The sequence below is a fragment of the Nocardia sp. NPDC051463 genome, from assembly GCF_040681975.1.
In the GTDB taxonomy this organism is placed as follows: Bacteria; Actinomycetota; Actinomycetes; order Mycobacteriales; family Mycobacteriaceae; genus Nocardia.
The window spans coordinates 845,571-864,659 of the sequence record NZ_JBFBAB010000001.1 but is presented as its reverse complement, the minus strand read 5'-3'; the positions used below and the strand labels follow the sequence as shown (position 1 = coordinate 864,659).

Genomic DNA, 19,089 nt, shown 5'->3' with positions numbered 1-19,089 from the left:
AAGGTCAGATCGCTGGGGACTGCAAGCGCGTCGCGTCACGGGCTGTTGTGGGTGATCGACGGAGTCGGCTGACGGGAAGTCCCCGGTGAGTGGGCTCGGCGGCACGCCGGTGGGCTCATCGAAAACTCATCGAAACAGAGGTGTTCCGGCAGAATGTCGAGCTCGCCTCGATAACCGCGCCCTAAGGAGACGGCGCGGTTATCGAAATATCAAGGCGAAGGCAGGGTTCCGAGATCGAAGCGGATACCGGAGCGTAGTACTCCCGTGGCGGACATTCCGAACATGTGGTGGAAGGTTTCGCTGAAGTGGGACGGGGTGGCGAAACCGGCGTCGGTGGCGGAGCGCGTGAGATCGCGGCCTGCCGCGACGTCCCGGAGCGCGTGCATGACGCGGGTCCATCGCTGATACCCGCGGAACGTGGTACCGGACTGCTGGGTGAACAAGCGTAGGAAATGGGTGGTGGACAGGCCCAGATTCGCCGCGATCGTCTGGGCCCGGAAGGGGCGATTCGGGTCCTGGCGGATCGCCGCCGCGACTTGTTCGATCCGAGGGTCGGCGGCCGGTGCGTGATCGGCTATGGCCTGAGCGAAGATTCGGTCCGGATCCACGGTATCGGCACGGCAGAGCTCGATGAGCTCCCGTTCCCGTCGGTGGCCGAGCCCGTACGGGCCGACGGTCGCCGTCATCTCCTCCGCGATGCTGGTGGCGGGCGTACCAGCGGTGTCGACGAACAGCAGCAGGATCCACGCCTCGGGGGCGACGACGCGGTGTATCGCGCGGGCGGGGGCGAACGAGCTGCCGGTGTTTACGTCCCCGTGTGCTGCGGTCTCCAGGACGAACGGCCCGTCCAGTCCGACGCTGAGCACCGCGACGGAGGGCGAATGCGGATCGACGCCGAGCTCCGGCCCGATGTAACCGGTGTGACCCGTCCGCATCCACACCACCGGCGATTGTGCCGGACCGCATATTTCCGAAAGCGCACCCACGGTCACAGCTGCCAGGGTAGCGCTACGCCGCCCGAAGACAGCGGCCGACGAGCACCACGAGGAGCCGGAGGGCACATCATGCGAGGCAAAATTCCACTGCGAGTTCGGATTCTGGCCGCGCTCACCACCGAACCGGACTGGGATTCGATCACTCCGGATCAGGTCATCGAATTGCGTGCAGCGCAGTACCGCAAGCGCCGGTCCGCCGTCGTCGGGCTGGTGACCGGCAAGCCCGATCGTGGCGCGCGAATCACTACACGCACCCTCGATCTGCCCGGTCGTCGGCTCGATGTCCGCGTGTACCAGCCCGAGCGCAGCGGCTCGGCGCTGCCGCTGATCGTCGCGTTCCACGGCGGTGGGTTCATCGTCGGCGCACCGGACCAGGACGATTGGCTCCTCAGTCACCTGGCGGCCAACACTCCGGCGGTGGTGGCCTCGGTCGACTATCGGCTGGCGCCCGAGCACCGTGTGCCCGCACAGATCGAGGACGCCTACGATGCCGTACTCCACCTCGTGGAGCTGGCCCCGGTGTGGGAAGCCGATCCCACCCGGATCGCACTGCTTGGTTCGAGCGCGGGCGCCACACTCGCGGCTCTCTGTGCGATCAGGGCGAATGAACTCGGACTGTCGGTGCGCAGCCAGGTGCTGATCAATCCACAGTTCGACTGGACCGCGCGCGCCTTCGAGTACCCCTCGTTCACCGAGAACGCCAACGCCCCGACAGCGACACCGGCCAATTGCCGTGCTGTGCAGCGCATCGCGCTTCCGGAATCGTTCGACTCCCGTTCGATTTCGCCGTTGGACAGCAACAACCTCGCGGGACTCGCCCCGGCCCTGATCCAAGCCGCGGGTCTGGACCCACTGGAAGATCAGGCTCCGGCCTACGCCGAACGCTTGCGACAGGCGGGTGTCGAGGTGACGCTGACCCGCTACCCGGAAGCGGTGCACGCCTTCCTGTGCCTGCCGGGGGTGGTGCCCGCGGCCCGGCCCGCACGCGCCGAAATCCTCGCCCACCTGCGCAGCCATCTGCCGGAGCGTTCGGGCATACCGGCGCAGTAGAAACCGCGCCGAGTTTCACGCAGAGGGAGAGCTATGACCACCACTGACCTCGCCGAGGCGAGCGAGCAGTCCACACCACTATCGGGGGCCGATTCCGCGGCAGGACAGAGCGTTGCGGGGTTGCTGCGCCCGTACCTGGGGACTTTCGCCGCCGTGATGATCCTCCAGGTCATCGGCGCTGTCGCGGGTTTGGCCCCGTTGCTGGCTATCGTCGAATTGGGGCGAACTCTGTTGTCGCCCGGCCCGATCGATCACGGCCACATCGAGATCGTCGTGATCGCGGGTGCGGTCGGTTTGTTCGTCCGACTGCTGTTCACGGCCGCATCGTCGGGAATCGGGCATCTTCTCGACGCCCGGGTGGAACTGTCGTTTCGCCGGAAACTGGCCGCGCGGCTGGGCCGCGTGCCGATCGGCTGGCTCTCCGATCGCCGCACCGGCGAATTGGCGAAGGTGGTGGGGGAGGACGTGGGTGCTGTGCATCCGCTCATCGCCCACGCCCCCGGCGAGCTCGTCTCCGCATTCGTGGTGCCGCTGGTATCGCTGATCTACCTGTTCACCATCGACTGGCGGCTCACGCTGATCACGATGATCCCGGTGGCGCTGTCGGTGGTGTTGATCCCGCTGATGATGACGTCGAAGCGCCGGCGCGAGCAGCTGGATCTCGACGCGGCCATGGGGCAGATTTCGAATGCGGCCATCGAGTTCGTGCAGGGCATCGCGGTGGTCAAGGCATTCGGTGGCGGCGAACGCGCGCACCGGAAATTCCACACGGCCACCAACGATTTCACCGACTCCTTTCTCCGGTGGGTGTTCGGTCTCGCCCCGATTGCCGCAGGGCTCGCGCTGGTGCTGTCGCCGCCGTTCGTATTGCTCGTCGTGTTGATCGGCGGCACGGTCGCGATCACGAACGGCTCGCTGGCACCGGCCGACCTGCTGCCCTTCCTGCTGTTGGGACTGGGACTGACCGCTCCGATCGCGGCTCTTGGCCACGGTTTCGACGATCTGCAGGCCGCTCGGCGCGCGGCAGGCCGGATCCGGGACGTGCTCGCCGAGCCGTCGCTGCCGGAGCCCGCCCGCCCGGTCGCACCACAGGGGCATCGGGTGGAAATGCGTGCCGTCCGCTTCGGCTACGAAGCCGATCGTGAGGTGCTGCGCGGGATCGACCTGGTGCTCGAACCCGGCACGGTCACCGCGATCGTCGGGTCGTCGGGAAGTGGCAAATCCACACTGGTGTCCCTGCTTCCGCGGTTCTTCGACCCGTCCAGCGGTTCGGTCACCCTGGGCGGAGTCGATCTGCGCGAGCTCGGCAGCAGTGAGCTCTACCGGAAGGTTTCCTTCGTATTCCAAGACGTTCGGCTGCTACGCGCATCGGTTGCGGACAATATCGCGCTGGCGGTGCCCCATGCCGACCTCGATGATGTGGTTCGCGCCGCTCGCCTGGCACACATCCATGAACGAATTCTCGAGCTGCCACGCGGATACGAGTCGGTGATCGGTGCCGATGTCGAACTGTCGGGTGGTGAGGCACAACGGATTTCGCTCGCCCGGGCGCTGCTGGGTGACCGGCCGCTGCTGGTCCTCGACGAGGCGACCGCCTTCGCCGACCCACAGACCGAACAGGCGGTGCGCCAGACTCTTTCGACGTTGGCGGGCGAGCGGACGATTCTGGTCATTGCCCATCGTCTGACGACGGTCGCGGACGCTGACACCGTCGTGGTGCTGGAGAACGGGTCGATCGTCGAGCGTGGCAGGCCCGCCGAACTGCTGGCGCGGAACGGAAAGTTCGCCGAGTTCTGGCGATCGCACCGATCCGCGATCACCGATGAGACCGAAGCCTCTGTGCTGCGAGGAGATGAGCTCCGATGATACGAATGCTGCTGCACGTGCTGGGACACGAGTACGCCCGGCCGATCCGTCGCACCATGACGTTGATGACGATCACCGCCGTGGCCGAAGGTATGTCCTACGCCCTGGTGGTTCCGGTGCTGCGGGCCCTGTTCGGGAATGCCCCCGCGGATGCCTGGCCCTGGCTGATCGCATTCGGCGGCGCGGTCGCGGTGTACGCGGCATTGCGCTACGGCAGTGATCTGGCCGGTTTCCGCGCCGCGGGGGCGATGTTGCGAGGTGTCTATCACCGCTTCGGTGATCATGTGGCCCGATTGCCGATCGGTTGGTTCACCCCCGGTCGCGTCGGCGAGGTGTCGGTGCTGGCGAGCCGGGGAATCCTGCAGGCGATGAGCGTGATCGCGCATCTGCTGGCACCGTTCATCTCCGCCGCGGTGACGCCGCTGACGATCGTTGTCGTGATGTTCGCCTTCGATGGGCGGATGGGGTCGGCCGCCTTGGTCGCCGCACCGGTGGTGGCGGCGGTCCAGATCTGGACCGGCCGGGCGATGGCCGCCGCCGATGCCGAGCGCATCGAACGCGGTGACGAGGCCGTGGGGCGAGTCATCGAATACGTCCAGGCGCAGCCGGTATTGCGGGCGGGTGGGCGCGTCGTCGAACGCTTCCGATCGCTCGACGACGCGCTGTCCGGACTCCACCGTGCGTCCCGTCGTTCGACTCTGTCGGCACTGCCGGGTGTGGTGGGTCTGACGCTCACGGTGCAGGCAATGCTCACCGCGCTGCTGGGCCTGGGAGCCTACCTCGCGCTCGGTGGGAATATCGGTGCGGCAGAGGTTTTGACGATTCTGGTGCTCGCCGCACGCTGCGCCGACCCGGTGCTGTCGCTGGCGGATATGGGTGGCAAACTGCGCGCCGCGCGTTCCGAGCTGGCTCGGCTCGACACCGTGTTGCGGACCGAGCCGCTCCCAGCAACCCGCGAACCGATCCTGCCGGTGCACCATGGCCTCGAGTTCGAGTCCGCTACCTTCCGGCACGGCGCTCGTACGGTGATCGATGACCTGTCGTTGTCGGTGTCAGCGGGGCAGCGGCTTGCCGTTGTCGGACCGTCGGGTGCGGGTAAGAGCACATTGCTGCAGCTGCTCGCGCGGTTCCACGACGTGGACACGGGTGTGGTGCGGGTGGGGGGTGCGGACGTGCGCGCGATCAGCACCGAGGTGCTGATGTCGCAGTTCGCCATCGTCTTCCAAAATGTCTATCTCTTCGACGGCACGATCGAGGAGAACGTGCGTCTCGGCCGTCCCGACGCAAGCGACGCCGAGGTGCGAGCGGCGGCCGCCGCGGCGCGGTTGGACGAAGTGATCGAGCGACTGCCCGGCGGTTGGGCGACGCATGTCGGCGAGGGCGGCGCACTGCTGTCCGGTGGTGAGCGCCAACGTGTTTCGATCGCGCGAGCACTGCTGAAGAATGCGCCGATCGTGCTGCTGGACGAGGTGACCTCGGCGCTGGACCCGGTCAGCGAGGCGGCCGTCCACGCGGGTATCGAGCGCCTGATGGCGGGCCGGACAGTGGTCATGGTGGCGCACCGACTGCACACTGTGCGACGCGCCGATCGCGTCGCCTTCCTGGACGGTGGCCGGATCGTGGAGGAAGGCAACCACGAGGAGCTACTGCGCCGCGGCGGCCGCTACGCCGATTTCTGGAACATTTCGATGGCACCCGTTGCCGGGTAGGCGACGTCGGCACAGGGACTCTCGGCGGCGAGAAGGTCTGGAACCCTCAGTCGTACCGGGAGCCCCGTTCGGCATCAGGCATCCACACGCCGACCTGCGGCTCGGTCCTTTTCTCGGCAACGTGCGGGCATGCTAGGGCTGCCTCGGGTTCGCCGGCCGGTCGCGCCCAGACATGACGTCGCAGGGCTCGAATTCATCGACTTCTGACAGACACACTCCGCCACCTGTTTGCTGATGGGATGCTGTGAGTGCGGCAAGGTAGTCGACCACGTGTACCGGCGACTGCGGGAACGGCCGGATCGACTTCGGGCCGCCGCAGTGCAGACGACTTCGGACATCAGTGCAATCGACCTCGATGAACCTCCGGCCTGCCCAGGTGGCACGCCGCGAAAGGTGAGAACCATGAAGCTCATAGTCATCGGCGGCACCGGACGGATCGGCTCCCAGGTGGTGCAGAAGCTGACCGCGGCCGGACACGAGGCCTTCCCCGCGGCACCGTCCACCGGTGTCGATCTGATCTCGGGGAATGGCCTGGACAAGGCGTTGGACGGCGCTGACGTCGTCATCAACCTGGCGAACTCACCGACCTTCGACGAGGCGTCCCTGGACTTCTTCCGTACCTCCATGAACAACCTGCTCGCCGCAGGAGAGAGTGCCGGTGTTCGGCACCAGGTCGTCCTCTCGATCGTCGGCGTGGACCAGGTGCCTCAGCTCGACTACTACCGGGCCAAGACTCTGCAGGAGGACTTGCTCCGGCACGGGCCGACGCCGTACTCCATCGTGCGCGCCACCCAGTTCTTCGAGTTCATGGACGCGGTCTTGTCCTGGACCTCCGACAGCGACACCGTCCGCCTGCCCGCCACTCGCATCCAGCCGATGGCCGCCGCTGACGTGGTCGCCGCGGTCGTCGAGGTCTCCACCGGCATCCCACTGCGAGGGATTCGGAACGTCGCGGGCCCCGATGTCTTCCCCCTCGACGAGCTCGGCAGGATCACCCTGGCGGCACAGCACGACAGCCGGACCGTCGTCACCGATGACACAGCCGGCATGTTCGCAGCGGTCACCGGTGATGTGCTCACCGCAGGACCGGACGCGCAGCTGGCACCAACGCACTACCGGGACTGGATCCACCAGGCCCACTGACGGGGGGATCCCGGTCCACGCGTCTGAGCAGGCCCGGGCGCGCTCCGCCAATCGACGTCCGACGGGGTAAATCCGACGCCAGAGTTCGCCGATCTACTGTGTCGGAATTCCGGCGGCACTCACCCCCGCCGGTACGCACTGTTCTGCCACCTCGGGTGCGTTGGTCAGCGGCTGCCCATGCGGGCGAACTGATCGAGCAGTAGTACCACCGCGGCTACCGCGAGCGCCACTGCGACTCCGGAGTGACCATCGGCGCGCCCATAATCGACGGCCAGCCCGGTGGCAACCACTACGACGGCGAATGCGAGGGCGCGCTTCACGGATCCCAGTGTGACCGAAAGAGGTCGCTCCTCGATCGGTAGTGCGGTGGGTCGGGTGTTTCCGATATCCATGGGATCACAAATTGGAGTGGAAGTTCGACGCCCGCCTCGAGGTGTACGCGCTCGCTACCGGCACCGGTGCCTACCCGGGCCGATGACCGACTGGCGTTCTGTTCGACGTTCGAGGATGCCGAATACCGCCAGGCGCTCACCGCCGAGGCCGCGGCATACGCAGTGCCACCCTCGACTGATCGTTTACGGGCGGACCGCCGCCCAATGTAGTGGGCAGTGGGCCACGGTCAGCGGGGTTGCGCAACGTCGCGCTGGGACCGCACGCCTAGACTCTCGATCGAGAAGGAAGGACAGCTGATGAAGCGAAACCTGAACTGCCCCTGTGGAGAAGTGATCGTCGGAAACGACGAGGACGATCTCGTCGAGAAGACGAAGGCTCACCTGGCCGCGAACCATCCGGGCCACGAGTACTCGCGCGATGAGATCTTGTTCATCGCTTACTGATCGATGACTGTGTTGCGGCCCACGATGGAAAGTGGTGGGCCGTATGGGGATAGCCCAGTACTCGCCATCCGAGAGGAGGGCGGCATCGGGGCCGAGCGAGGTCCACGCGTAGTCGGCGGCGACCACGGTAGGGCTCCGTGACGCCCGCGATTGGGTTCTTCGATTCGGCGTTTCGCAGGCGGCGGGCGGACGGGCTCGTCCGCACTGCTCATGACGGCCGACCCCTACGCTGCTGTGGCGATCACGATAGGCACGCGGGCGCGCACGCTGCCCGCCCCTGCGCACGTTGTCCGGGACTCGCTCCCGCAACCATGTCGGCCGGCTACTCGGCCGCGGCTCGATCTGCTGCCCGACGAAGTCGAGCCCAGTGTGCTCGAGGCGCAGCGACCCTGCAGTGTCGTGTGGTCATCGCTGTGGCCGAGCAGACCCGCCGACCAGGTGCACTTCGAGCTCACCAGGAACGGCTCGACCCTGCTCCGGTTCACCCTCTGCACGTCGGGCGTAGCGCCGGACCAGAGCACGGCCGGACACTTACTGCGTCGGCTCGATCAACCGCTCTTCGCGAGTCTTCGCTTGTCTTATGGACAATGATCGCGCCGACCCATCCCGCGCCGCTGACTGGCCGGCCGCCAGCGTATCCAGCCAACATGTACCTCGGTGCGCGGTGTACCTGGCGCTGGTTCGGCAACGTGCCGCCCCACGCCGACCCGCGGCGGGCGTGGAGGCCGCGCGCTGGTCGTCAGGAGTCCGAGGCGCCGGTGGGCTCGCCACTACGGACGACCACGACGCCGGTGAGGATGAGTGCGCCGCCGAGAAGTTGGATCGGGCGGGGGGCCTCGCCGAGGAGGACCCAGGCGAAGGTGAGGGCGGCCAAGACTTCGAAAAGAGCGACGAAGGACGCCAGCCGGGAGCCGAGGAGACGGGTGGCGGCGATGCCGGAGACATAGGCGAGAGCGGCGGTCACCATGCCGAGGGCCAGGACCGGGGGCCACCACGGGGTGGTGAAGTCTTGGAAGACAAGGGGATTCGTGGTCGCATGGAGCGCGACGATGCCGATCGCGCCGGCCGCCAGCAGGCCGAGTCCGCCGATGAGGAGTCCGCCCGCGGCGAGGACGGTGCCCGGCAGCGTGCCGTCGCCGTGGGCGGAGAGAATGAAGTAGGCGGCTGCCCCGATCATGGCGGCGAGGGCCCACGCGATGCCGACCCAGTCGGTGGTGAGGCCGGAGCGCAGATCGATGACCAGGACGAGACCGGCGGTTCCGAGCGCGGCGCCCGCGACCGTCGCCGCACCGGGGCGTTGGCGATGACGAAACCACAGCCAGCTCACCACGGCGATCGGAGCGGTGTATTCGATGAGCAGCGCTACCCCGACTTCCATGTGTGCGACCGCGTTGAAATACGCCAATTGGGTGCCCGCGACGGCGAGCAGTCCATAGGCGGTGATCAGGGCGGTGTTGCGGCGCAACAGCTGCCAGTTGCCGTGCAGTTGCACCGCGGCGATGGGCATGAGCACGACAGCAGCCACGAGCACCCGGACCACCACCACAGACGCCGAACTCCAGCCCGCGTCCATCAAGCCGCGTGCCAGTGGTCCGGAAAGTCCGAACGACGATGCCGAAAGCACCGCGCAGATCAGTCCGGAGCGCAGCCGCCGCTGTGCGGCAATGTCATGAGTCATCGTCGTCATGAGTAATGACGCTAGAATCGAGTTGGTAATATGTCAACATGACATTTGCTCATGACACCGAAGCGGCGCTGCTTGCCGCGGTGGAGTTGGTGAACTCGGCGCAGGAGCCGGACACCTTGACCGAGATCGCCCAGCTCGATGAGTTTTTCGTCAAACATGTCTATACCGGCGTTCACGCCGGCGACGCTGCGGAGCTGGGGGCGGTGCGCGCACTACGAGCGCCGATGCGCCGAATGCTCACCAGTGACCGCAATACGGCAGTCCAGCTGGTGAACGAGACTTTGGCGAAGCATCGGGCGGTACCGCAACTCGTCCGGCACGGTGATATCGACTATCACATTCACGCGGTGCCCGCGCAGGCTCCGCTGCCCGTTCGGATCGCCGTCGAGACCGCGATGGCGATGATCGATCTGATTCGCTCCGACGAGCTGAGCCGGCTGTCGCTCTGTGCCGACAGCGCGTGTGCGGGCCTCGTTCTCGACCTGTCCCGCAACAGATCTCGCCGCTACTGCAGCACCGCGTGCGGAAACCGAAACGCCGTCGCGGCCTACCGCGCCAGAAAGAAATAACCCTTGCCGCTGCGTCGGCATGTCTGCTCCTCCCGGATTCCGATACCCGAGAGGGGCGGACGTCGAGACGAAATCCCTCTTTGCCGGAACCGCTCGCCGACAACGACGCCGGCAGGCAGCGCCAATGCGGGGCGCCGCCGGGGTGTTACTCGGCAGGATGCAAATGATCCGCGCAAGCAGCAGCGTAAGTGTCCAGCAGCGCGTGAGTTTCCCCGGTAGGCAGCGCGTCGAGGTTGAAAATCACGCGGTGCACATCGAGTTCGGCGAGTCGATCGACCACGAGCGCGGCGTCGTGCGCGGACACAGCGGTGGTCACGACCACGGAAACCAGTCTCGGTGCGCGACCCAGGTGCGTGGCGAGACTGTCGAGCTCGCAGATGCGGTGCGCGAGCTTATCGATGGCACCGACCGAGGACACGAACGGCATCCAGCCGTCGGCGTAGTCGACCACGCGTTGGAGCACGGTGGGGCCCATGCCGCCGATGAAGACGGGCGGATGCGGACGCTGTAATGGTTTGGGCCACTGGAATACCGGATCGAAATCGACGAATTCGCCATGGAATTCCGCCTGCTCCCGCGTCCACAGTTCCTTGATGGCCAGGACTCGCTCGCGTAGCAACCGGGTCCGTGATCCCGGACGGGTGCCGTGGTTGCACATCTCCTCGAGATTCCACCCGGCGCCGACGCCGAGCTCGAATCGACCGCCACTGATCCGGTCTAGGGTGGCCGCCTCTTTGGCCAGGATGATCGGATCACGTTGGGTAACGAGAGCAATCGCAGTCCCGATCCGCACCTGCTCGGTGACTGTCGCGATGGCCGACAGTGCGACGAAGGGGTCGAGCGAACGGAAGTAGGCGCGCGGCAGTTCGCCGGAGCCGAAGGGCGTATGCCGCGCGACCGGAATGTGGGTGTGCTCGGCCAGGAACAGTGCGGCGAAACCACGTCCTTCGACGCCCGTGCCGAACTCGGCCGGGCTGATGCCCTCGTCGGTCAGGAACGTGCTGAACCCGATTTCCATGCGTGCTCCCGGTGGCTGCGGATTTGATCCACGTAGTAGACCGCAGACCGCACTGCGCGCAGGAGCCGGGCGGCCGTTCGCAGGGACGGTGTCGGGTCGGTACCGCCCCCCTGCGAACGTCGGTCAGACCGCGTCGGTCAGTGCCGCGAACTCCGCATCGGAGAGCGTGATCGTCGCGGCCGAGGTGTTCTCCTCGACATGCCCGACGCTGGAGGTGCCGGGGATCGGCAGCACGACAGGGGAGCGGCGCAGCAACCAGGCCAGCGCCAGCTGAGACGGGCTCGCGCCGTGCTTCTCGGCGAAGGTGTCGAGCGGACCGCCGGGGCGGGCGAGCTCGCCGGTGGCGATGGGGAACCAGGGAATGAAGGCGATGTTCTCGGCCGTCGCGTAGTCCAGCACGTCTTCGGCCTGGCGATTGGCCAGGTTGTAGAGGTTCTGCACCGAGACGATGTCGGCGATCTCCCGAGCTTGCTTCAGCTGTTCGACGGTCACTTCCGAAACACCGATGTGGCGGATCTTGCCTTCCTGCTGGAGTTCGACGAGCGCACCGAGCTGATCGGCGAGCGGGACGGCCGGATCGATACGGTGCAGCTGGTAGAGATCGATCTGTTCGAGCCCGAGGTGGCGCAAGCTCAAATGCAGTTGCTGGCGCAGGTATTCGGGCCTGCCGACCGGCCGCCAGTCGCCGGGACCCGAGCGCGTCAGGCCGCCCTTGGTGGCGATCACCAGATCGTCGGCGTAGGGATGCAAGGCCAGCCGGATGAGGCTCTCGCTGACGAACGGTCCATAGGAGTCCGCGGTGTCGATGAAGTTGACGCCCAGCTCGACCGCGCGACGCAGGACGCGAACGGCTTCGGCCGGGTCGCCGGGGTCGCCCCAGACGCCGGGACCGGTGATCTGCATGGCGCCGTATCCGAGGCGATTGATGGACAGGTCGCCGCCGAGCGCGAAGGTGCCCGAGGCGTCGGCCGGGCGAGACGTTGTCTGTGCGGTCATACCGTAACTCCCTGATCAAGTCGTTGATTCATCGAATGTCGCGCGCACGTCGTGATGTGGGCGGCGCGGATGGCGCGTTTCACCACCGCAAGCAACACCTCGACCGCCCCGGATATGCCCGCGCGGTGCCTGCCGCGGGCCCGCCTCGTCCGCGACCGCGAGGGCGGCATCGCCACGGAAAGCAAGGGCTGGATAGTGAATCGTCCCCAGCGCACAGCAGCACCGGCTCAGCGGGCACGCACCCGTGATCGGACCGGGCAGGTCACGGTGAGCTCGACATCGGCCGGCACACCGAGCCCGGAAACTGCAGCGTCGACGGCCGGGCGCAACAGTTCGGTGCGGTCCGCGGCGATCAGTCCGACGAGTACGGCCAAGCAGATCTGCGCCGCGTCGTCGGGGCTCGGCGTGGCCGATTCCGCGAATACTGCCCTGAGCAACGCCAGCACCTCGGTGGTGAAGCCACGACAGATGTCGCCGCTCAGTCGTGTGTGCTCATCGAGCAATTCGGCGACGTGTGGGGAGTCGGCAAACGGCTCGGTGGCGAGATCCAGCTTGGCCGTGAGGATTTCGTGCACCCGTTCGGCGATGGGAGCGGGTTCGGCCGCGGCCTGCCGTGCCCGCCGTAATGCTCGGTCGTGTAGGCGAGTACTCAGGCGGCGGACCGCGTCCTCTTTGTTATGCACGTATTGATAGAGCGCCGACCGCGATACGCCCATCTCACCGGCAATGTCGTCCATCGTGGTGCGTCGCGCGCCGTAGCGCGCAAGGCAGCGCGCGGTGGCGTCGAGTACCTCGTCGGTCCGGTCGGCGGCCACCGTGCTCAGCCCAGTGCTCTGACCAACTCCGCCGCCAGCGGTGCCGACGATGCGGGGTTCTGCCCGGTGTAGAGGGTGCGATCGACCTCGATGTGCGGAGCCCACGGTTCGCCCTCGCGGAAGTCGACACCCAAGTTGACGAGCCGATCCTGCAGCAGCCACTTGGCTTTGTCGGCGAAGCCGGCCTGGGTCTCTTCGGCATTGGTGAAACCGGTGACCCGGTAGCCCGCGAACGGTGACTTGCCGTCGGTGACGGTGGCGAGCAGGGCGGCCGGAGCGTGGCAGACAACGCCGAGCGGCTTGCCCGCGTCCAGTGCCGCGTTGAGCAGCGCGCCCGATTCGGCGTTCACGGCCAGGTCTTCCATCGGGCCGTGTCCACCGGGGTAATAAACGGCGTCGTAGTCGGCGAGGTCCACCTCCGCCAGCCGGATCGGCTGCCGCAGCTCGGTCGCCGCGTCCAGCACTGCCGCAATCGCGGCCGCACCCTCCTGCCCACCGTTCACCTCGGGCGCCAGGCTGCCCTTGTCGACCGTCGGTGCCACACCGCCCGGGGTGGCAACCACGATCTCGTGACCCGCGGCCTTGAACGCTGTGTATGGCGCGACCACTTCTTCGGCCCAGTAGCCGGTCGGGTGTTCGGTGCCGTCGGCAAGGGTCCAGTAGTCGACGCCGGTCATGACGAAAAGGATCTTCGACATCATTTGCCTCCTGATCGTGGATTGGTCGACGTGCTGACATTTCGTGTCCGGGTCGTCAGCTCGTCACCAGCACAACGGTAGGCATCGGTTCATCGGAGCACCAATAGGATCATTGATGCGAGACATCGAAATACTGATGGATCAGCGAGGATGCGAACGGCGGGTGCAGCACAGTACCGCCGGACTTCCTACGGCTGGTCGCCCTATCCGCTGTTGCGGCGCGGTCGAGACCACCGCGTCGCCGTGTTCGGTTGGACGCCATGTCAATCCGAAAATCTCCCCGTGCGGGCCGCGGAACCCGTTGACCCACGGATCCGCCGAGCACGTGCCATGTCCTGTGGTTACCGCCCCGGTGTCGAACAAGCTGCCACTGGCCCGAAACCGACAGTATGCCGCGCGTCTGGCCCGGCTGCATCCGATGATCGACAAAGTTATCGCCGACTATCGCCGCAGTGAAATCCCGGCAACGATGTACTGACGCTGCTACTCGACGCGCGCGACGAGGAAACCGGGAAGAGCTGTGCGACAAGCTCGACCCGGAACGTTGGTTGCCGGACCGAGTGGACGCCATCCCGTGTGGGGTGATCGTGTACTTCGGCAGCGGGCCGCGCAAAGGCATCGGCGACGTATTCGCAGTGGTCGAGACAACGTCGGCGATCGCGACGATCGCCAGACGATGGCGCCTGCGCGCCGTGCCCGGCTGCATTGTCGGAATCCTCGCCGCGACCACCGTGGCGCCGCGAAACCTATTTCTGACCCTCGAAAAACGGTGACGGGGCAATCTGTTCCCGGGACGACTTCGTCGCCGCGGTGTCCCTCAGCGGACCTGGCCTAGGTGGACCGAATCGCAGAGTCGGGCAGTGTCGCCGAGACGCGTTCGCGGGTGCGCAGCGACGCCCAGAGGGCGGCGGTGGCGGCGGTGCATGCGGCGGCGCCACCCACGTGTATGGCGACCAGGGCGGCGGGGACGTCGGTGAAGTACTGGACGACACCGACCAGTGACTGGGCGCAGACCAGGCCGAGCAGGACGAACAGGCGCTTGCGGACGGCGGGGGTGATACCGACCGCGAACAGGCCGAACGCCATGCCGATGAGCAGCGCCAGATAGCCGACCAGCAGTTGCGAGTGCAGGTGCACCAGGGTGACGATCTCGATCTGGAGGCGTTCGACCTGGCGCTCGATGCTCTTGTCGCCCGCGTGCGGACCGGCGCCGGTGACCAGGGTTCCCGCGATGAGCACGGCGGCGAGGGCGACGCCGCTGAGTGCGGCGAGCCAGCGCAGTGGAGCGGGGGCCTGAATCGCCTCGATACCGTCGTCGGGTTCACTGACTTTCGCGAACATCACCACCGAAACCCAGACCATGAGCATCGACACGAGCAGATGCACAGAGACGGTCCACCACAGCAGGCCGGTGCGGACGGTCATGCCGCCGATGATCGCCTGCAGGACGGTGCCGCCCGGCATCAACCACGCGTAGACGATCACCTCGCGGCGGCGGCGGGCGCGCGTGACGGCCAGCACGATGAGTGCGGCACACAGGGTTACCGCGAACGACAGCAGGCGGTTGCTGAACTCGACGGTCTGATGCAGGACCGGGACCTCGGAGACGCCGATCGGGGTGAAGCTGCCGGGAAAGCATTGCGGCCAGGTCGGGCAGCCGAGACCGGAGGCGGTGACGCGCACGATCGCGCCGGTGACTGCAATGCCTGCTTGCGACAGGATGACAGCGGCCGCGATCCAACGCTGCACCCTCAGTGAGGGGAGCGGAAGCTTGTCGACGAGTCGCAGAAATGCGCGATACAGCACGCGAACGATGGTAGCGGGCGCGGGTCGGGACAATTCACCCGGTCTACTACGCGGTGTCGTTGTGTAGTCAGTCGAAGCGGAAGAAACGGGTTGCCAGGAGCCCGGACACCGCGCCCCACACGGCGAGGACCGCGATGCCGAACCAGTCGACACTGCTGCGCATCGCGTCTTCGAGAGTGACCGCGAGCGCACCCGAGGGGACCAGCCTGGCCAGCACGTTCACCGCGGTCGGCAGATCGTCGGAGGCGAAAACGATGCTAGCGACACCGAGCATCACGAACCACAGGATATTGGCGAGCGCGAGCACGATTTCCGCCTTGAGGGTGCCGCCGAGCAGCAACCCCATCGCCGCGAACGTCGCGGTGCCCAGTGCGATCACCAGCGCGCCCAGCGCGAGTCCGGCGAGATCGGGCCGCCAACCGAGCGCGAGGCCGATGACGCCGAGCAGGATGGCCTGCAATACCACCACGATCAGCACCGCAGCGCACTTGCCGCCGACAATGCCCCAGCGGGGCAGCGCGGTCGCGCCGAGCCGCTTGAGCGCGCCGTAGCGGCGATCGAAGCCGACCGCGATGGCCTGCCCGGTGAATGCGGTGGACATCACGGCCACCATCATGACCGCGGGCACCAGCTTGTTCACCCGGTCGTCGCCGAGGTCGCCGAAAGGCAGCAGCGACAGCCCGACCAGCAGCGTGATCGGGATGAACATGGTGAGCAGCAGTTGTTCGCCATTGCGCAGCAACAGGATCAGCTCGAGTCTGGTCTGCGCACGCATCATGGAGACCCAGCCGTTGGGGCGCGGGTCGGGGGTGAAGGTGCCTGGTGCGAATCGGTTGTCGACGAGATCGGGCTGGTTCATCCGCGTAGGTCCCGTCCGGTGAGTTCCAGGAAGACGTCTTCGAGGCGGCGCTGGTCGATCCGGATGTCGGTGGCGAGCACATTGACCCTGGCACACCACGCGGTCACCGTCGCGAGCACCTGCGGATCGATCTCGCCCTCGACCAGGTAGCAGCCCGGCGTCGTCTCGCGCGGCGAGAAGCCTTCCGGTAGTGCCATTTTCAACAATTCGAGATCGAGTTTCGGCGGGGCGGAGAAGCGTAGCTGTCCGGCGGCGCCGTGCGCAGTCACCTCGGTGGGCGTGCCTGCGGCGACGATGCTGCCGTGGTCGATGATCACCAGCTGGTCGGCGAGCTGTTCGGCCTCGTCCATGAGGTGAGTGGTGAGCAGGACGGTGACCCCGTCGCGGCGTAGCGCATCGATCAGCTCCCACACGATCAGCCTGGCCTGAGCGTCCAGGCCTGCGGTTGGTTCGTCGAGGAATACGATCTCGGGCTTGCCGACCAACGCGCACGCCAGCGCCAGTCGTTGTTGCTGCCCGCCGGAGAGGCGGCGGTACGGGGTGCGCCGGTTGTCTTGCAGGCCGAGGGTTTTCAGCAGCCAACCGGGGTCGATCGGATCGGCGGAGTAGGCCGCGACCAGGTCGAGCATTTCGCCCGCCCGCGCGCCCGGGTAGGCGCCGCCGCCCTGCAGCATTACGCCGATGCGTGGCCGAAGACGATCGGAGTCGCCGATCGGATCCAGGCCGAGCACCCGCACCGACCCGGCGTCGGGCGTCACGAAACCCTCGCACATTTCGACAGTGGTGGTCTTGCCCGCGCCGTTCGGACCCAGCAGCGCGAGCACCTGCGCCCGCTCGACATCGAAGCTGATTCCGTCGACCGCGGTGGTCTCGCCGTAACGCTTGACGACGCCGTCGATGCGCACGGCGGGTCCGGAGGCTGCGGTCACGATGAAACACCGTAGGACGTCGGCTGCTGTGACGGAGCCGACACCCCCGACTGGCCACGCCACGGCAGCGCATTGCGGGTGATCACGATGAACAGCAGGCACACGATCACGGTGACGATCGCCGAGCCGACGATCTGGAAGACCTCGAACTCTCCGCCGCGCGGCATCTGCAGCACGCTGACGATCGCCGAGAACAGGATGGCGGGCACGCGGAATATCGGCCGGGTTGCCCATGCCGCCAACGGCACGATCGCCCACAGCAGATACCAGGGCTGCACCACCGGGAACAGCAGCACGATGGCGCCGAGCGATACTCCGAGCGCCCCGACTGGATGCAGTCGGCCGGTTCCGGTGGCGACCAGCATGCGCACCGTCACAAACGCCGCGACTACTGCCGCGATGGGCCGGGTGATACTCAGCATCGCGGTGGTGTGGTCGCCGAGGCCGAGCAGCACGCCGCCGAATCCGGTGACGATCCCGACCGCGGTGGGCAGCGACATCCAGCTGCGCACCGCGCTCGCGGTATTGAGCGTATGGATCCAGCCGAACCCGAGGCCACTGAGTGAACTGATCACAGCTGTGGTGCTGAGGGCGATTGCGCCGAGTACCGCGGCCGAGATGACGAGCGAGCGCATACCGCCGCCCCATTTGCGGGCCAGCGCGACCCAGACGAATCCCATGGTGACAATCGAGGTGATCTTGATCGACGAGGACAAGGTGATGACCACCGCCCCGCTGATCAGCAGCGCGTAGGCCCGTCCGTCGAACGGTTCGATATCGATCGCGCGCAGGCAGAGCTCCAAGCCCGCGAGCATCAGCCCGAGCATCAGCGCGTCGTTGTGCACGCCGCCGACGAGATGGAACAGCACCAGCGGGTTGGCCGCGCCGAGCCACAGCGCGCTCACCGGCGCCACCCCGCAGCGCGCCGACAGTCGGGGTAGCGCCCAGACGATCAGCGCGACTCCGACCAGGGCGAGGATTCGGTGCATCCACACGCCCATGATGATGTTGTCGCCGGTCAGCGCGGCGATGCCGCGTCCCATCCACAGAAACAGCGGGCCGTACGGTGCCGGCGTCTCGCGCCAGATGTTCGGGACATTCCTGGTCAGCACATTGTCGTTTCCGAGCGCCTGGGCCGGCCCCATCTCATAGGGGTCGATGCCGCGTGCGGCGATCTCGCTCTGTGCCAGATAGGAATACACGTCGTTACTGAACAGCGGGGGCGCGATACACAGCGGCAGGATCCACAGCAGCAGCGTGCGATCGAGTTGCGAGCGAGTCAGCCGGTGCCGGGGCGAGCCACCCAGACCGCCGACTGCGAAACGGCCGAGCAGCAGCCACGCGAGCACGACCATCGTGGTGCCGACCATGCACACCGCCAGCGACCCGGTGTGCGCGCGCCCGAAGATCGCGATGATGCGGATGCCCGAGGTGGGATTCTGCAGCACCGGCTGGGCTCCGACGCCGAGCGCGCTGATCACCATCAGCACCGTCCCGGTCGCGCCGAGCAGGCGGATCCGATCGAGCTGCGCCATCTCCCGGCGGTCGAGTTCCGGGACCTCTGATTCGTCCCGATGCAGAACCGCGACAGAATGATCGGCGGCAGGCGCGTCGAGCCCGAGTACCCGGCGTACGAATGCCTTTGTGCTGCGCCGCGCGCTGTCGAGTACCGCCACGAGACGAAGCCTAGAGGAATACTGGTGCCCTCACCGTGGCGGACGGCAGCCGACTATCTCGAGCCGCTGACCAGCGCCGGTGGCGCAGAATTGGCGGCATGTTCTCGGAACTCCCGGGGTAGGTCTCGTGGTGCTCCACCCATGCCGCGAAGCGCGCGCGGCACTCGACGCTGTCGCCGGTGATGTCACGGTCGGCCGGTGCCGCCTCGGGCGCGCTCGTGCCAGCCACCGCTGGGAAGCCTGCGCCGGATGCTGTGTCCAGTCTCGCGATGACCGTCAGCCGAGTGATCGCACCGACGTTGGCGAACAATCGGAGACCGGTGATTCTCAACTCTGTCGAATCCTTGTTTTCACAGTTCATTGCATCGATGTTCGGCAGCATGACGCAGTGCGATCGATCACAGTTGTGACCGCTAAATCTCGTAGCGAACTCCTGG

At 66.8% G+C, this 19,089-nt stretch carries 19 protein-coding genes; 7 read left to right on the top strand and 12 right to left on the bottom strand.

Features of this window, described 5'->3' with window-relative positions:
- Positions 1 to 209: 209 nt before the first annotated feature.
- Positions 210 to 992, bottom strand: coding sequence for an AraC family transcriptional regulator (locus AB0M74_RS03885; protein ID WP_364901327.1), 783 nt, complete (start codon positions 990 to 992; stop codon positions 210 to 212).
- A 72-nt stretch (positions 993 to 1,064) separates the two neighbouring features.
- On the opposite strand from AB0M74_RS03885, the gene AB0M74_RS03880 reads away from it, so the two are divergent.
- The 4 genes from AB0M74_RS03880 (at position 1,065) to AB0M74_RS03865 (ending at position 6,763) form a co-directional block, all read left to right on the top strand.
- Positions 1,065 to 2,045: an alpha/beta hydrolase gene (locus tag AB0M74_RS03880; protein ID WP_364901325.1), complete on the top strand. Its 981-nt coding sequence runs from the start codon at positions 1,065 to 1,067 to the stop codon at positions 2,043 to 2,045.
- A gap of 33 nt (positions 2,046 to 2,078) precedes the next feature.
- Positions 2,079 to 3,911 carry an ABC transporter ATP-binding protein gene (locus AB0M74_RS03875; protein WP_364901323.1) on the top strand — a complete coding sequence of 611 codons (1,833 nt, stop codon included), beginning with the start codon at positions 2,079 to 2,081 and terminating at the stop codon, positions 3,909 to 3,911.
- On the top strand, positions 3,908 to 5,620 hold the full coding sequence (locus AB0M74_RS03870; RefSeq protein ID WP_364901321.1) for an ABC transporter ATP-binding protein: 1,713 nt from the start codon (positions 3,908 to 3,910) through the stop codon (positions 5,618 to 5,620). The genes AB0M74_RS03875 and AB0M74_RS03870 overlap by 4 nt, the downstream gene beginning before the upstream one ends.
- Before the next feature lie 402 nt (positions 5,621 to 6,022).
- Positions 6,023 to 6,763: an NAD(P)H-binding protein gene (locus AB0M74_RS03865; protein ID WP_364901319.1), complete on the top strand. Its 741-nt coding sequence runs from the start codon at positions 6,023 to 6,025 to the stop codon at positions 6,761 to 6,763.
- 164 nt (positions 6,764 to 6,927) lie between these two features.
- Here the strand turns inward: AB0M74_RS03865 and AB0M74_RS03860 are convergent, their stop codons facing one another.
- Positions 6,928 to 7,083: a hypothetical protein gene (locus tag AB0M74_RS03860; protein WP_364901317.1), complete on the bottom strand. Its 156-nt coding sequence runs from the start codon at positions 7,081 to 7,083 to the stop codon at positions 6,928 to 6,930.
- Between the two features lie 369 nt (positions 7,084 to 7,452).
- On the opposite strand from AB0M74_RS03860, the gene AB0M74_RS03855 reads away from it, so the two are divergent.
- A complete protein-coding gene (locus AB0M74_RS03855) occupies positions 7,453 to 7,599 on the top strand; it encodes a DUF1059 domain-containing protein (protein WP_364901315.1) in 147 nt (48 codons plus the stop codon).
- Positions 7,600 to 8,338: 739 nt separating this feature from the next.
- Here the strand turns inward: AB0M74_RS03855 and AB0M74_RS03850 are convergent.
- Positions 8,339 to 9,286: a DMT family transporter gene (locus tag AB0M74_RS03850; RefSeq protein WP_364901313.1), complete on the bottom strand. Its 948-nt coding sequence runs from the start codon at positions 9,284 to 9,286 to the stop codon at positions 8,339 to 8,341.
- A 38-nt stretch (positions 9,287 to 9,324) separates the two neighbouring features.
- Here AB0M74_RS03850 and AB0M74_RS03845 point away from each other — a divergent pair, with 38 nt between their 5' ends.
- On the top strand, positions 9,325 to 9,855 hold the full coding sequence (locus tag AB0M74_RS03845) for a CGNR zinc finger domain-containing protein (RefSeq protein ID WP_364901311.1): 531 nt from the start codon (positions 9,325 to 9,327) through the stop codon (positions 9,853 to 9,855).
- A gap of 145 nt (positions 9,856 to 10,000) precedes the next feature.
- Here the strand turns inward: AB0M74_RS03845 and AB0M74_RS03840 are convergent, their stop codons facing one another.
- The 4 genes from AB0M74_RS03840 to AB0M74_RS03825 form a co-directional block, all read right to left on the bottom strand.
- Entirely contained in the window at positions 10,001 to 10,873 is an 873-nt protein-coding gene (locus tag AB0M74_RS03840; protein WP_364901309.1) for an LLM class F420-dependent oxidoreductase, read from the bottom strand.
- Positions 10,874 to 10,996: 123 nt separating this feature from the next.
- Positions 10,997 to 11,869, bottom strand: coding sequence for an aldo/keto reductase (locus AB0M74_RS03835; protein WP_364901307.1), 873 nt, complete (start codon positions 11,867 to 11,869; stop codon positions 10,997 to 10,999).
- Between the two features lie 227 nt (positions 11,870 to 12,096).
- The gene (locus AB0M74_RS03830) at positions 12,097 to 12,684 is read right to left on the bottom strand and encodes a helix-turn-helix domain-containing protein (protein WP_364901305.1); all 588 of its coding nucleotides are present in this window, start codon (positions 12,682 to 12,684) and stop codon (positions 12,097 to 12,099) included.
- A gap of 5 nt (positions 12,685 to 12,689) precedes the next feature.
- The gene (locus tag AB0M74_RS03825; RefSeq protein ID WP_364901938.1) at positions 12,690 to 13,382 is read right to left on the bottom strand and encodes a type 1 glutamine amidotransferase domain-containing protein; all 693 of its coding nucleotides are present in this window, start codon (positions 13,380 to 13,382) and stop codon (positions 12,690 to 12,692) included.
- A 548-nt stretch (positions 13,383 to 13,930) separates the two neighbouring features.
- Here AB0M74_RS03825 and AB0M74_RS03820 point away from each other — a divergent pair.
- Positions 13,931 to 14,155 (top strand): hypothetical protein, encoded by a 225-nt coding sequence (locus tag AB0M74_RS03820; protein ID WP_364901303.1) that lies wholly within the window; start codon positions 13,931 to 13,933, stop codon positions 14,153 to 14,155.
- 58 nt (positions 14,156 to 14,213) lie between these two features.
- On the opposite strand, the gene AB0M74_RS03815 is transcribed toward AB0M74_RS03820, so the two are convergent.
- The 5 genes from AB0M74_RS03815 to AB0M74_RS03795 form a co-directional block, all read right to left on the bottom strand.
- A complete protein-coding gene (locus tag AB0M74_RS03815; RefSeq protein WP_364901301.1) occupies positions 14,214 to 15,188 on the bottom strand; it encodes a heme A synthase in 975 nt (324 codons plus the stop codon).
- Positions 15,189 to 15,255: 67 nt separating this feature from the next.
- Positions 15,256 to 16,047 (bottom strand): ABC transporter permease, encoded by a 792-nt coding sequence (locus AB0M74_RS03810; RefSeq protein WP_364901300.1) that lies wholly within the window; start codon positions 16,045 to 16,047, stop codon positions 15,256 to 15,258.
- Entirely contained in the window at positions 16,044 to 16,976 is a 933-nt protein-coding gene (locus AB0M74_RS03805; protein ID WP_364901298.1) for an ABC transporter ATP-binding protein, read from the bottom strand. Before AB0M74_RS03805 ends, AB0M74_RS03810 begins: the two co-directional genes overlap by 4 nt.
- A complete protein-coding gene (mptB, locus tag AB0M74_RS03800) occupies positions 16,973 to 18,652 on the bottom strand; it encodes a polyprenol phosphomannose-dependent alpha 1,6 mannosyltransferase MptB (protein ID WP_364901297.1) in 1,680 nt (559 codons plus the stop codon). The genes AB0M74_RS03805 and mptB overlap by 4 nt, the downstream gene beginning before the upstream one ends.
- 10 nt (positions 18,653 to 18,662) lie before the next feature.
- Positions 18,663 to 19,034: a hypothetical protein gene (locus tag AB0M74_RS03795; RefSeq protein ID WP_364901295.1), complete on the bottom strand. Its 372-nt coding sequence runs from the start codon at positions 19,032 to 19,034 to the stop codon at positions 18,663 to 18,665.
- Between the last annotated feature and the right edge of the window lie 55 nt (positions 19,035 to 19,089).